Consider the following 13,901-nt stretch of genomic DNA (forward strand, 5'->3'; position numbering starts at 1 on the left):
GGGTCAGCTGACGCCCGCTGCGGCGGTCGCCGTCGGGGTCGCGCTCGGGGTCGGGGTGGCCGTCGGCGTCGCGCTGGGGGTGGACGTCGCGCTCGGCGTGGGCGTGGCGGACGGCCACGGGAACGCGGGCGAGCGCACCAGCATGAAGGGCTGACCGTCCTCGACCGCGAGCACCTGGCGGCACGTGCTGTCGGGCAGCAGGGGCTGGTTGGCCGCGACCGCCATGCCCTGCACGGCACTCAGCCCGTTGAGCCGCACCGGCTGCCACTTCTTGTCGACCTCGTCCTCGATCACGATGCTGACGTCGCACGTAGCGGTGGGGAGGGTGCCGCCCACCGTGAACCAGCCGGTCGCGTCGGTCTCGACCTTGCCGTGCTGCACGCCCTTGCCGTCGAAGGCCGAGACCTTCACGCCCTTGGCCGGCATGCCGGTCCTCGCGTCGAGCACACGCCCGCGGAGGCTGCCACCCTGCTGGGCGAGCTTGACCGACGTGTTCAGGGTGCGCCCTGACCTCACCGATCCCGACAGGTTCACGGTGCGGCCGAGGTACCCGTCGGTCCCGGGCACCTGGACGCGATAGGAACCCGGGTGGAGGCCCTGGACGCTGAACCGGCCTTGGGTGACCTTGACGACCCAGAACTGGCCGGTCGTGCGGTGGACGAGGGTCACCCACGGGCTCGTGGAGATCAAGGTGTTGTCGCCGCGGTAGACGCGACCGACCATCGATCCGGCCCGGTGCTTGAGCGCGACGTTGACCGACCGGACGACACCGAGGTTGGCTGCGCCCGCAGCGCGTGCCGGTCCGGTCCAGCGCTTGGCGCGGTCGAAGGTGAAGAGCGAGAAGCGCGCGTTCGGCAGGCCGCCGATGGCGTACTGGCCGCGGCTGTTGGCCTTCACCTCGTAGGTGCGGCCGTTGGACCCGGCGGGCACGTTCTCGACCGCGAGGACCCGGGCTCCACCTGCCACCTTCCCGCCGGCGCGGACGGTACCGGTGAAGGCCCCGCCGCGGCGCAGCGTCACGTCGCGCTGCGTTCCCTCGCCGGCCTCGACCGAGACACGGACGTCGACGTCCACGTGCGCCTTCACGTCGTAGCGCGGCCTGGTGTCGGTGAACTGCAGGATGTAGTCGCCGGCGGGCAGGTCGAGGGAGTACGCGGTCCCCTTGGTGCGGACCTCGCGGAGGTAGCCCCACCCGGAGGTGAACACGCGCACCTTGATGCCGGACAGGTAGCGGGTGCTCTTGCCGACGCGCTCCTTGATGTCGCCTGCGACCCATCCGGTCGGCTCGGCGGCGGCCACGGGCGACACGAGCCCCAGCAGCAGGCCGGCGACCGCCAGGACGATGGCGGCGCGCGCGCCACGACGACGTGCGTCGGTGTTCATGACTCCCTCTCCGGTGGCGCGTCCCAGCGCCTGTCTCCCGTCCGGGAGTCTAGGTCCGGGAACGTCGGATCGACCCCGGCCTTGCACGATCTGAAGGTAATCTTGAGCGAAGCCTGAGGGAGGAGCGCGAGTGCAGAGCCGGCGTACGCGACGCCTGGAGATCGTCGGTACGGCCGTCGCCGCCGTCGTCGCCCTCGTCGTCGCCCTGAACCTGGTGGGCGTGCCCGTCCGGCCTCCCTTCTGGCCGGGTGGGGCCCAGGGGTCGAACCCGTTCGACGCGGCCGCCGTGCACGTCGACCCGCAGTCGCAGGCGGCGCGCGCCGCTGCCTCCGCCGCCGGGGACGACGCCAGGATCCTGGGCCGGCTCGCTGCCACCCCGACCGCTGTCTGGCTGACCCCCGAGGCGACTCCGGTCGACGCGGTCGAGGAGCACGTGCGGCGCATCGCCGTGCAGGCGCGCGACGAGGACTCGGTCGCGCTCTTCGTCCTCTACGGCATCGCCGACCGTGACTGCAGCGGCCAGGAGTCGGCCGGTGGTCTCCCACCCGACCAGTACCGCGACTGGGTGCAGGCGGCGGCCGACGGTGCCGACGGCATCGGGACCTCCGCCGTGGTGGTCGAGCCGGACGCGCTGGCCGACGCGGGGGAGTGCGCGGACCCCGACGAACGGATCGCGCTGCTCGAGGACGCCGTCACCAGCTTCGTCGACGCGGACGTCACGACCTACCTCGACGCCGGCCACTCGGGATGGGTCGCACCGGAGGAGATGGCCGGTCGTCTCCAGCAGGCCGGGGTGGAGGACGCCCGCGGCTTCTCCACGAACGTCTCGTTCTACGCCGACGACGCCACGGAACGCGCGTACGCCGACGCGGTGGCCGACGCCCTCGGTGGTGGGCACTACGTGATCGACACCGGGCGCAACGGGAACGGGTCCGACGGACAGTGGTGCAACCCTCCGGGCCGGGCCCTCGGCCGCGCGCCCTCGGTCGGCGACGAGCGCCTGGACGCCCATCTCTGGATCAAGCCGCCGGGTGAGAGCGACGGCTCCTGCGGAGGTGGTCCGGCGGCCGGCACGTGGTGGACCGAGCGGGCCCTCGAGCTCGCTCGCGCTGCTGGCTGGTGATCGTGACCCGCAGCGCATTCCTGCGGTTTCAGGGGCGATGGACGCCGTCGTTGCTACGCTCGACCCATGGGAGAGAGTTCTGCACGCCTTGCGGTCGTCATCGAGGATGACGCCGACGTCCGGCACCTCCTGCGCACGATCCTCGTCCGGAGCGGTTTCGAGGTCATCCTGACCAAGGACGGCGCCGAGGGCGTCGAGGCGGTTCGCGCCCACGATCCCGAGCTCACCACCCTCGACGTCAACATGCCCGGCATGGACGGCTTCGCGGCCGCCAAGCTGATCCGCGAGTTCAGCTCCACCTACATCATCATGCTCACCGGTCTGGACGACGAGATCGACGTCGTGCAGGGTCTCGACTCCGGAGCCGACGACTATCTCGTGAAGCCGTTCCGGCCCCGCGAGCTCCGCGCCCGGATCGAGTCCGTGATGCGTCGCCCGCGTCAGCACGTGACCACCACTGCTGCAGCCGCCGCGACCGACCGGACCAGTCCGGCGCAGCCCCAGCAGTGGGCCCAGCCCGCGGCCGAGCCCACGCGGTCCGACGCGGAGCAGCAGCACCTGCCCCAGCGCGAGGTCGCGCCGTCGCCCGCTGCTCAGCATGCCGCCGCCCAGCACGTGGCAGCCCAGCACGCCGCCCAGCGCGCAGCAGCTGAGACCCACCCTGCTCACTCGTCCGCGCACCCGGTGCACTCGGTGCCAGCGGCGGCGCCCTCCGCGAGTGGCTGGTCCTCCGCGGGTCACGTGGGCGTCGCCCACGCCCCCTCCGTGAGCGCGGGTGCCGTTGCGGCCCCCGCCACCGGTGCGGACGCGTGGCTCCGCTCCAACGGACTCGCCGTCAACGTGGACACGCGGACGGTCGTGGTCGACGGACGCAACGTCGACCTGACCCGGACCGAGTTCGACCTCGTCGCCTCGCTGCTGACGACCGGACGCCGTGTGCGGAGCAAGGCCGACCTCGTCCTCACGCTGCGCGGCCAGAACTACGTCACGACCTACTTCGTGAACGAGGCCGACAAGCGCGCCGTCGAGGTGCACATGGCCAACATCCGTCGCAAGCTCGGCGACTCCAGCACCACGCCGCGCTGGATCGAGACCGTGCGGGGTGTCGGGTACCGCATGGCCGAGGACGGCTGAGCCGGAGGCAGGGCGCGAGCCCCCGAAGGAGCCGGTGCCCGCGCCGCCCGGGATGCCGCCGTCAGTTCGCGTTGATCGGGATCTTCTGGGCCTCGGTCGGCTTCTTCGAGGCGAAGATCGCGATGGGGACCTCCTGGGTCACCAGCTCCGGCTCGTACTCGTCGCTGCCGCGTGACTTCTGGATCCAGACCGTCGCGCTGAAGGTGAGCGTGACGCCCTGGGTGTCGGCGGCCAGCGGGCCGATCTTCTGGTTGCGCAGCTCGAAGGCGCCCTTGGGCGAGGTGATGAGCATGCCGTACTTCGTGGAGACCGGCTGCGGGTCGAAGGTGATCTTCTTCGCCTCCTTGTCGAGCTCGTAGGGGTTCTCGACGGCACCGGAGGGCGTGGTGGTCGCCGACGTCACCTCGATGCGGTCGAGGTAGACCTTGCGCTTCTTGCTGAACTTGTCGCGGAGCTTGCGGGACAGGTCGTAGGACTGGAGCGTGAAGGAGAAGTACTTGTCGCCGCCGGGGTACCACTCGTTGGTGCGCGGCGTCGACTTGGTCGGCCAGATCGTGTAGACGAAGTCCATCGACCCGACCTTGACGTGCGACTGGAACGTGCCGTCACGGGTGAACTGCGAGTCGAAGGCCGTGGTGGCCGAGGCCGTCGGCGCAGGATCGCTGGCCTGTGGCGCGTCCTCCTTCAGGACGCCGCACGAGGAGAGCACGAGGGCGAGGACGACGGCGGTCACGACGGCGGCGAGGGGCCGGCGGGCGCGACGGGACGGGTGGGGCTGAGCGCTGGTCACGAGAGAGTTCCTTCGGGGAAGCAGGGGTGCGAGGTGGTGGTCGGTCGGGCGCTCACACCGTGTAGCCACGGTAGTTGCGCAGGATCTTGATGCCCATCCAGAAGGTCTGGGACACGGTGATGACACCGAGGATCGGCCAGCCGACGGCGAGCACGTCGGACCTCAACCCGATGGGCAGCTGCATCCACGCGGCGGCGGCGGCCGCGAACACGAGCAGCGCGATGGCGAAGGGGTACAGGTAGCTGTTGCCCGAGCCGCGCTCGGCCTTCGCCTGCGCCGCCCAGTTGTCGGTCTGCTTGCGGCTCGCGAACTTCGTCCACGCGCGTACGAAGTGCCCGATCCGGATCCACATGTAGATCTCGGCGGGCAGCAGCAGCACGGCGAACAGGATGTCCCGCCGGTGGCCGTAGTGCATGGAGCGGGCGACCCGGTAGTTGAGCAGGATCGCGACGACCGGTGGGATCAGCCACCACGGGCTGAAGACGAAGGCGTCGATCGACAGGCTGGCGAGGAGCAGGGAGAAGAACATGGCGCGCGTGATGATGTTGAGCACCATCGAGAGGTGCTCGAACCAGCGCAGCCGCAGGTTGGGGTGGAAGGGCTGTCCCTTCGTGTCGCCGCGCTGGCCCGGCCACATCAGCTCGATCGCGCCGAAGTTCCACTTCACCTGCTGGGCGTCGAGGGCGCGCAGCGTGTTCATGCCACCCACGTGGGCGCGGGCGGTGGCGCTGATCTTCGTCAGGTAGCCGGCGCTCTTGATCTGCAGCGACAGCAGCGAGTCCTCGACCTCGCTGTCCTTGACCCAGGGCGCGCGCTGGTGGGTGAGCGTCATGACGTCGCGCAGCGCCTGCGTGGAGAAGATGGAGAACTGCCCGCCGAGGACGGCCATGTTCCGGCCGCGCAACAGGTTCTGCATGTTGAAGGCGGCGAACTGGGCGCGCTGCCCGGCGGTGAGGAACTTGGCCATGGCGGTCGGCAGGGCGCTGTCGTCGATGCTGTAGATCGCGGAGATGCCGCCGATGCGGTCGTCGCTCATGATCTCGTCGACGAGGTCCTTGATCGCGGTCGGCTCGGGCGTGGTGTCACCGTCGACGCCGATGATGTAGTCGCAGCCCTCCGCCAGGAAGAAGCCGTAGTTGAGAGCGCCGACCTTCTTGTCGGGGTTCTCGCCGATGTCGTGCACGAAGATCTCGACCAGCTGGGTGCCCTCCGGACGGTCCAGCACGTGCTGCCCGGCGTAGTGGCCGGCGATCTCCACGGTCTCGTCGGTCGTGTTGTTCACGACGACGTGGATCACGTCCGGCAGCCGGGTCTGCACGAGCAGGGCGTCCAGGACCGACGCGATCGTCTCGGCCTCGTTGTAGGAGGGGACGACGCAGGCCACGGTGGCGCGAGGCTTGATGCTCCCGGCCACCTCCTCGACGGCGGTGCCGAGCGCGCGGTGCAGCGCCTCGGGCGACGCGTCGAAGGCGGTGGGGTGGCGGTCCATGGGTCCGCTGGGGTCGTACGACACTGAGGGCTCCTGCAGGGATCGGTCGGTCCGACCAGCCTGGTGCCCCTCGCTCAGGTTTCGCCTCGGTACGTCATCAAGGTCTGCTCAAGATTGCCTCAAGCGTGGCGTGCGGTCTCCGCCTCCGTCATCAGCGCGGTCAGGTCGGCGCGCGACGTGTAGGTGTCGGCCGTGCCGAGCAGCACCGGGACCGGGACCTCCTGCGGCTGGCCGGGCTCCGTGGACCGGGTGTAGAGAGCGTGCTCGACGGCAGCGGCGATCTCCGCAGCGCGCTCGGGCGCGTCCGCCGGGGCGAGGACGGCGAACCGGCCGACGCCCAGGTAGCCCAGCACCGACCAGGCGGGCACGTGACGGCGCAGGGTGTCGGCGAGGGTGGAGAGAGCGAGGTCGCCACCGCGTCGACCGAAGGCCTCGTTGAGCTCCACGAGATCGGTGACCTCGGCCACCAGGAGTGCGGCATGTCCGCCACGCAGCTCCAGACGGCCGAGCCGGTCGGCAGCGGCCTCGAGGAACTGCTCCCGGGAGTGCACGCCGAACACGCGTCCCGTGCCGTGGTCCTCGGACCACCACGCGCCGTCCCGCTCGGCGCGCATCGACACCAGCAGCTGCAGGCCGACCGTGGTCGCGACCACCAGGAACGTCGCCGGGAGCACGGTGGAGCCGTCGTCGCCGCGGCGCAGGAGGGAGTTGATCGTCGCGGCGGCGGCGAAGAGACCGAGGACGACCTGGAGGAGGCTGACGTTGACGTTGAGGCGCATGGGCCCGCGGTGCAGCTCCACGATGGTGGCGACCGCGAAGCCCGAGGCGGCGAGGTAGCCCGACGGGATGACGGCCGACCCGGCGGCGGAGAGGGCGAACCAGGCGACCAGCACGGCCGTGGCGACCAGGAGGGGTGCCGCCGGCAGGGGCGTGGCCCCGCGGAACCAGCGCACTCCCGACCACATCAGCCCGAAGGTCATCACGGCGCACGCCGCCCCCGCGGCCTCGACGTCGACCGTCGGCACGAACACCTGGTCGATCAGTGGGGCGAGACCGGCACCGAGGGCCGCCATGAGGCTCCCGCACCACAGCCGGTTGGCCGGGTCGTTGTGCCGCAGCGCCGTGGTCAGGGCGAAGGGCACCGCGACGGCGAGGAAGGCGGTGAGGGTCCCGGCGAGGAACAGCTCGGACGAGGTCATCAGGCCACGTCCTGCTCCGCCGCCGAGACGTCGGCGGAGGCGGGCAGCCACACCGAGACCGTGGTGCCCTGGTCGGGGCGGCTGCGGATGTCGATGATCCCGCCGTGCGCCTCGACGATCTGCTGCGCGATGCTCAGCCCGAGGCCGGTGCCCTGCACGCCGGAGTCACGTGCGCCCCGCGTGCGGTAGAAGCGCGTGAAGAGCGCCTGCAGCTCGTCCTCGGTCATGCCGTGGCCGGTGTCGGCGACGACGATCTCCACCCCCGGGACCGTGGGGGACCCGTGGGGCGACCCGGCGCCGCCGTCGGCCTCGACCGGTCGAGGCCGCGTCGCCTCGCGGACCGACACCTCGATGGTGCCGTCGTACCGGTTGTACTTCACGGCGTTGGTGAGCAGGTTGTCCACGACCTGGCGCAGACGCAGCGGATCGGCAGCGATGTCGATCTCGGTGGCGGCGTCGACGCGGACCGTGACCAGACGTTCGGTGGCCACGGGACGGACGCCCTCGACCGCCTGCCGGACCACCGCGCTGGGGGTGCAGGACTCGCGCACGATCCTGAGGGGGACGCCCGGGGTGCGGCTGCGGGCGGTCAGGAAGTCTCGCGAGAGCGCCAGCATGCGCTCGGTGTTCTCGAGCGCGACCTCCATCAGCTCGCGCGCCTCGTCGCCGAGGTCGGGCTCGGCGAGCGCGAGCTCCAGGTAGCCGAGGGCCGACGTGAGAGGCGTCTTGATCTCGTGCGACACGGCCGCCACGGCGTCGTCGCGCGCCTGCTCGTCGGCCAGCTCGCGGCTCACGTCACGGGCGACCACGACGTACCGCTCCGACCGGTGGCTGGCCACCCGACGCACGCTCACGTGGAGCGGTACCTGCGAAGGCCCGGGATGGCCGAGGCGCACCAGGGCGCGCTCGACCTCCTCGCCCGCCCGCGAGAGCGTGAGCGGGTGGGACCGGGAGTCCAGGGGGGTGGTGCCGTCCGCGAGGTAGAACGGCCCGTCGCGCACGACCGACGCGGCGTCGACCGCGCCGATGCGACGGGCCAGGTCCTCGGCGGCACGGTTGGCCGACGTGGTGCCGTCGGCGTTGAACGTCACCACCACGAAGTCGACCACGTCGAGCACCTCCGCGAGCACCCGCTCCTGGGTGCGCGCCGAGTCCAGCGCCGACCCGACGAGCCGGGTCTGGGCCTCCAGGAGGCGACGCTGCGCGACGTTCCGCCGGGTCCAACGGCTTCCCGCCCACGACGACATGCACAGGAGCAGGCCGAGGTTGAGCACCGTCGCCACGCCGGCCCGCCAGGGCTGGTCGCCGTTCAGGTCCTTGACGGCCTGGGCCGTGAGCAGTCCGACGAGGCTCGCCGAGAGCACGATGACACGCGGAGGCGTCGGCAGCTGGACGGCGACCCAGGCCACCGGGAGCACGGCGAGGACGAAGAAGCCCGACCCCGGTGCGGCGAAGAACAGCAGGCTGCACACCACGACGTCGAGCAGGCAGATCAGGGTCGCCGCGACCACGGTGGCGCCGCGACGCTCGATGCCGAGCGAGCCGAGCAGGGCCGACAGGATCGCCGTGAACCCGGCCAGGACGGCACCGACGGTGAAGACCGCGGGGTGCGCGGGCAGCGACGTGGCGATCGCGGCGACGACCGGGAAGGCGAGGGCCGTGAGGAAGAGGAACTGCGCAGCGAAGACCTCGCTGGGCGCGACCTGGGGCTGTGCCTCGTGGAGCGGTGCCTCGTGGGGTGGGGCGTCGTCGCCCGACGTGACCCGTCCCGAACGTCCCGGGAAGGTCGGCATCAGCATGGGGAAACCCTAGCAATTCCAGGCCGGGCGCGAGGGCGCTTCGGCCGAGGTCGACCTGGTGCGGGCGGTGGCCGATTTCACCGGCGAGGACCGGCTGCGGTAGGCTGCGGCAGTTGCCTCGGCGAGGGTCGGCCCGTCCGACCGTGATCGACAGGGCGCTCCACGGAGTGTCGTGTTCGAGCGCCTGTCGCGACGTCCCGGCCGTCGACGCGGCCGCCCCACACGTCTTCCCGCACCACCACCCCCAGGAGCTTCCCGTGGCCGAGATCAAGATCCCCGCAGAGACCCGCACCGAGTTCGGCAAGGGCGCTGCCCGTCGCATCCGTCGCGCCGACCAGGTGCCCGCCGTGCTGTACGGGCACGGCAGCGACCCGGTGCACGTCACCCTGCCGGGCCACGCGCTCATGCTCGCGCTGAAGAACAGCAACGCACTGCTCTCCATCGCGCTGGGCTCGACCACCCACCTCGCGATCCCCAAGCAGGTCCAGCGCGACCCGCTCAAGGGCTTCATCGAGCACGCCGACCTGCTCATCGTCAAGAAGGGCGAGAAGGTCACCGTCGACGTCCCCGTGCACGTCGAGGGCGAGGCCGCGCCCGGCACCCTCGTGGTGCTCGAGAACGCGAGCGTCTCCCTCGAGGCCGAGGCCACGGCCATCCCGGAGTCGGTCGAGGTGTCCGTCGAGGGCCTCGAGGTCGGCGCCCAGGTGCTCGCCTCCGACCTCACGCTGCCCGAGGGCTCGACCCTCGTCGTCGACGACGAGCTGCTCATCGTCAACGTGACCGCTGCGCCCACCGCCGAGGAGGTCGAGGCCGAGCTGGAGGAGGCCGAGGCCGAGGCCGGCATCGAGCGTGACGAGTCCGACGAGGAGGCCGCCGAGGCCGCCGAGGGTGACGACGCCGAGGCGCCTGCCGAGGACGCCGACTCCGAGTCGTGACCTGGCTGGTCGTGGGGCTCGGGAACCCGGGCCCCACGTACGCCGCCACCCGGCACAACGTGGGCTACCTCGTGGCCGACGTGCTCGCCGACCGCATGGGCGGTCGGTTCAAGGCCCACACGTCCGGCCGCGCCGAGGTGGTCGAGGGCCGGCTCGCCGGCGAGCGCGCCGTGCTCGGTCGGGCCCGCTCGTACATGAACGAGAGCGGCGGACCGGTCAAGACCCTGACGTCGTACTTCGACGTCGAGCCCGAGCACCTCGTGGTGGTCCACGACGAGCTCGACATCGACTTCGGTGCTCTCCGTCTGAAGCTCGGTGGCGGCGACAACGGCCACAACGGACTGAAGTCGATCCGTCAGTCGATCGGCACCGGCGACTTCCACCGGGTCCGCGTGGGCATCGGTCGTCCGCCCGGTCGCCAGAGCGTGCACGACTTCGTGCTGAAGCCGTACTCGTCCACCGAGCGCAAGGAGCTCCCGGTGCTGCTGGAGGAGGCGGCCGACGCCGTCGAGAGCCTCCTCACGCGAGGACTATCCGAGACCCAGAGCGCGTTCAACCGGTAGATGGACCTCCACGCACTGCTCTCGCCCCACCTGGCCGGGTCGCTCGCCGACGTCGTGTCGCAGCGCCCGCGCACCGTCACCCTGCAGGGACCGGCCGCGCTGCGCCCCTTCGTGGCCCGTGCCGCGGCCGACGCCTCCACCGTCCTCGCCGTCACCCCCACGGCCCGCGAGGCCGACGAGCTCGCCGCCGACCTCTCGGTGCTGCTCGGTGACGACGCCGTGGTGGTGTACCCGGCGTGGGAGACGCTCCCGCACGAACGGCTGTCGCCGCGCTCCGACACCGTGGGCCGACGGCTCGCCGTCCTGCGGCGGCTGGCCCACCCCGGCGCCGGCGCGCCGCCCGTGCGGGTGGTGGTGGCGCCGGTGCGGTCGATCCTCCAGCCGCAGGTCGCCGGCCTGGCCGACCTCACCCCGGTCGAGCTCGTGGTCGGTCAGCAGGCCCCGCTCGACGACGTGGTGCGCGACCTGGCTGCCGCCGCCTACGTGCGGGTCGACCTCGTGGAGCGTCGCGGCGAGTTCGCGGTGCGCGGCGGCATCGTCGACGTCTTCCCGCCCACCGAGAACCACCCGCTCCGCATCGACTTCTGGGGCGACGAGGTCGAGGAGATCCGCTGGTTCTCCGTCGCCGACCAGCGCACCACCGACGCGGTGGAGCGCCTCTGGGCGCCGCCGTGCCGTGAGCTGCTGCTGACCGACGAGGTGCGCGGCCGTGCGGCCGCCCTGGCGACGGAGCACCCAGCGCTCGCCGAGCTGTTCGGCAAGGTGGCGGAGGGGCACGCCGTCGAGGGCATGGAGTCGCTCTCTCCCGTCCTCGTCGACGAGCTGGAGCTCCTCGTCGACGTGCTCCCCGCCGACGCGGTGGTGGTCGTCAACGACCCCGAGAAGGTGCGGGCGCGTGCGGCCGACCTGAACGCGACGAACGAGGAGTTCCTGCAGGCGTCCTGGGCGGCCGCGGCCACCGGCGCCGCCGCTCCCATCGACCTCGGCGCGGCCGCGTTCAAGGAGCTGGAGGAGGTCCGCGCCGTCGCCCTGGCGCGTGGCCTCGCGTGGTGGAACCTGTCTCCGTTCGGTCTGGACGACGAGGACACCGTGGTCGTGCCCGCCGAGGCGGCGCCGCTGTACCGCGGCGACACCGAGCAGGCCGTCGCCGACGTCCGCGGCTGGTTGGCCGACGGCCGGTTCGTCGTCGTGGCAGCACCGGCCGCCGGGCAGGCCCAGCGCACGGTCGAGTGGCTGGCCGAGCACGACGTGCCCGCTGCACTCGTGGACGGGGACACTCCGGCGCCGGAGGCGGGGAGCGGCGTCGTGGCGGTACTCGTCGCCGACGTGGACCACGGCCTCGTCGCCGAGAAGGCCGTGCTGCTCACCCACGACGACCTCGTGGCCCAGCGGGCCGCCGAGCGCCCCGACCGCTCGAGCATGCCCGTGCGCCGCCGCAAGCAGGTCGACCCGCTCGAGCTCAAGGCGGGCGACCACGTCGTGCACGAGCAGCACGGTGTGGGTCGGTACGTCGAGCTGGTCAACCGCACGATCCAGGGCGCGGCCCGCGAGTACCTCGTGATCGAGTACGCCCCCAGCAAGCGCGGACAGCCCGGTGACCGGTTGTTCGTGCCCATGGACCAGCTGGACCTGGTCAGCCGCTACGTCGGCGGCGAGAGCCCCAGCCTGGACAAGCTGGGCGGCGCGGACTGGACGGCGCGCAAGAACAAGGCGCGCAAGGCCGTCCGACAGATCGCCGGCGAGCTGATCAAGCTCTACGCGGCACGGCAGTCCACGAAGGGTCACGCCTTCGGCCCCGACACGCCGTGGCAGGCCGAGCTCGAGGACGCCTTCGCGTTCGTCGAGACGCCCGACCAGCTCATCACGATCGACGAGGTCAAGCGCGACATGGAGCGACAGGTCCCCATGGACCGGCTCGTCTGCGGCGACGTCGGCTACGGCAAGACCGAGATCGCGGTGCGCGCGGCGTTCAAGGCCATCCAGGACGGCAAGCAGGTGATCCTGCTGGTCCCGACCACCCTGCTCGTGCAGCAGCACTACGCCACCTTCGCCGAGCGCTTCGGCCAGTTCCCGGTCACGATCAAGCCCCTGTCGCGGTTCCAGACCGAGAAGGAGTCGCAGGCCACGCTCGAGGGCCTGGCCGACGGCAGCGTCGACCTCGTGGTCGGCACCCACCGCCTGCTCCAGCCCGGTGTCCGCATCAAGGACCTCGGACTCGTCATCGTCGACGAGGAGCAGCGGTTCGGCGTCGAGCACAAGGAGGCCCTCAAGCACCTGCGGGCGGCCGTCGACGTGCTGGCCATGTCGGCCACCCCGATCCCGCGCACCCTCGAGATGGCCGTCACGGGGATCCGCGAGATGTCCACCATCGCCACGCCTCCGGAGGAGCGCCACCCGGTGCTGTCCTTCGTCGGCGCCTACGACGACAAGCAGGTCGCCGCGGCGATCCGGCGCGAGCTGCTGCGCGAGGGCCAGGCGTTCTTCATCCACAACCGGGTGCAGTCGATCGACAAGGTCGTCCGACGGCTCGGCGAGCTCGTGCCGGAGGCACGCATCGCGGCCGCGCACGGCCAGATGGGTGAGCACCAGCTCGAGAAGGTGATGGTCGACTTCTGGGAGAAGCGCTACGACGTGCTCGTCTGCACGACCATCGTGGAGTCCGGCCTCGACGTCTCCAACGCCAACACCATGATCATCGAGCGGTCCGACACCCTCGGCCTGTCGCAGCTGCACCAGCTCCGCGGCCGCGTGGGCCGAGGGCGCGAGCGCGCCTACGCCTACTTCCTGTACCCGCCCGACAAGCCGCTCACCGAGACCGCGCACGACCGGCTGGCCACCATCGCCCAGCACTCCGAGCTCGGCGGCGGCATGCAGGTGGCCATGAAGGACCTCGAGATCCGCGGCGCCGGCAACCTGCTCGGCGGGGAGCAGTCAGGGCACATCGCCGACGTCGGGTTCGACCTCTACGTCCGGCTCGTCGGCGAGGCGGTCGCGGAGTTCCGCGGCGAGGGCGAGGCCGGGCCGCAGGGTGCCCGCGAGGTCAAGCTCGAGCTCCCGGTCGAGGCCCACCTGCCGCACGACTACGTGCCGAGCGAGCGGCTGCGTCTGGAGATGTACAAGCGTCTGGCCGACGTCCGTTCCCTCGACGACGTGGCCGAGCTGCGTGCCGAGCTGGTGGACCGCTACGGCGAGCCGCCGGAGGTCGCCGAGGTGCTGCTCGACGTCGCGCGGCTGCGGGTCGCGGTGCGTGCCGCCGGCCTCACCGAGGTCACCTCCGCCGGGTCGCAGATCCGCTTCGGTGGGCTCTCGCTCCCGGAGTCGGCGCAGATGCGTCTGCGTCGGGTGTACCCGAAGAGCATCTACAAGCCGGCCACCGACGTGGCCCTCGTCCCGGCGCCGCGCACGGCCGCCGTGGGCGGTCGTCCGCTGCGGGGGCGCGAGCTCCTCGAGTGGGTCGACACCGTGGTGCAGACCCTCGTCGCCTGA

Annotated in this window: 10 protein-coding genes; 5 read left to right on the plus strand and 5 right to left on the minus strand. The window is 71.7% G+C overall.

Features of this window, described 5'->3' with window-relative positions; translation table 11 throughout:
- Nucleotides 1-3 precede the first annotated feature (3 nt).
- On the minus strand, nt 4-1,383 hold the full coding sequence (locus RQG84_RS00450) for a hypothetical protein (protein WP_311208362.1): 1,380 nt from the start codon (nt 1,381-1,383) through the stop codon (nt 4-6).
- A 130-nt stretch (nt 1,384-1,513) separates the two neighbouring features.
- Between RQG84_RS00450 and RQG84_RS00455 the strand changes: the two genes are divergently transcribed.
- Nucleotides 1,514-2,506 (plus strand): glycoside hydrolase family 6 protein, encoded by a 993-nt coding sequence (locus tag RQG84_RS00455; protein ID WP_311208363.1) that lies wholly within the window; start codon nt 1,514-1,516, stop codon nt 2,504-2,506.
- 66 nt (nt 2,507-2,572) lie between these two features.
- On the plus strand, nt 2,573-3,640 hold the full coding sequence (locus RQG84_RS00460; RefSeq protein ID WP_311208364.1) for a response regulator transcription factor: 1,068 nt from the start codon (nt 2,573-2,575) through the stop codon (nt 3,638-3,640).
- Nucleotides 3,641-3,701: 61 nt separating this feature from the next.
- Here RQG84_RS00460 and RQG84_RS00465 read toward each other — a convergent pair whose 3' ends face one another.
- The 4 genes from RQG84_RS00465 to RQG84_RS00480 form a co-directional block, all read right to left on the minus strand.
- Entirely contained in the window at nt 3,702-4,430 is a 729-nt protein-coding gene (locus RQG84_RS00465) for a hypothetical protein (RefSeq protein ID WP_311208365.1), read from the minus strand.
- Nucleotides 4,431-4,482: 52 nt separating this feature from the next.
- Nucleotides 4,483-5,943, minus strand: a complete 1,461-nt coding sequence (locus RQG84_RS00470) for a glycosyltransferase (RefSeq protein ID WP_235497452.1) — start codon at nt 5,941-5,943, stop codon at nt 4,483-4,485.
- Between the two features lie 95 nt (nt 5,944-6,038).
- Nucleotides 6,039-7,118, minus strand: coding sequence for a diguanylate cyclase domain-containing protein (locus RQG84_RS00475; protein ID WP_055968976.1), 1,080 nt, complete (start codon nt 7,116-7,118; stop codon nt 6,039-6,041).
- A complete protein-coding gene (locus tag RQG84_RS00480; RefSeq protein WP_311208366.1) occupies nt 7,118-8,917 on the minus strand; it encodes a HAMP domain-containing sensor histidine kinase in 1,800 nt (599 codons plus the stop codon). The genes RQG84_RS00475 and RQG84_RS00480 overlap by 1 nt, the downstream gene beginning before the upstream one ends.
- A gap of 257 nt (nt 8,918-9,174) precedes the next feature.
- Between RQG84_RS00480 and RQG84_RS00485 the strand changes: the two genes are divergently transcribed.
- The 3 genes from RQG84_RS00485 to mfd are packed head-to-tail and all read left to right on the plus strand — an operon-like array spanning nt 9,175 to nt 13,901.
- Nucleotides 9,175-9,852, plus strand: a complete 678-nt coding sequence (locus RQG84_RS00485; protein WP_056552436.1) for a 50S ribosomal protein L25/general stress protein Ctc — start codon at nt 9,175-9,177, stop codon at nt 9,850-9,852.
- The gene (gene pth / locus RQG84_RS00490) at nt 9,849-10,415 is read left to right on the plus strand and encodes an aminoacyl-tRNA hydrolase (RefSeq protein ID WP_055968966.1); all 567 of its coding nucleotides are present in this window, start codon (nt 9,849-9,851) and stop codon (nt 10,413-10,415) included. Before RQG84_RS00485 ends, pth begins: the two co-directional genes overlap by 4 nt.
- On the plus strand, nt 10,416-13,901 hold the full coding sequence (gene mfd / locus RQG84_RS00495; protein WP_311208367.1) for a transcription-repair coupling factor: 3,486 nt from the start codon (nt 10,416-10,418) through the stop codon (nt 13,899-13,901).

The sequence above is a fragment of the Aeromicrobium sp. WCS2018Hpa-31 genome (genome assembly GCF_031843905.1).
Lineage (GTDB): Bacteria > Actinomycetota > Actinomycetes > Propionibacteriales > Nocardioidaceae > Aeromicrobium.

Coding starts and splice junctions, on each gene's coding strand:
- RQG84_RS00460 (WP_311208364.1), top strand. CDS start 2,573: ATGGGAGAGAGTTCTGCACGCCTTGCGGTCGTCATCGAGGATGACGCC.
- mfd (WP_311208367.1), top strand. CDS start 10,416: ATGGACCTCCACGCACTGCTCTCGCCCCACCTGGCCGGGTCGCTCGCC.
- RQG84_RS00480 (WP_311208366.1), bottom strand. CDS start 8,917: ATGCTGATGCCGACCTTCCCGGGACGTTCGGGACGGGTCACGTCGGGC.
- RQG84_RS00450 (WP_311208362.1), bottom strand. CDS start 1,383: ATGAACACCGACGCACGTCGTCGTGGCGCGCGCGCCGCCATCGTCCTG.
- RQG84_RS00475 (WP_055968976.1), bottom strand. CDS start 7,118: ATGACCTCGTCCGAGCTGTTCCTCGCCGGGACCCTCACCGCCTTCCTC.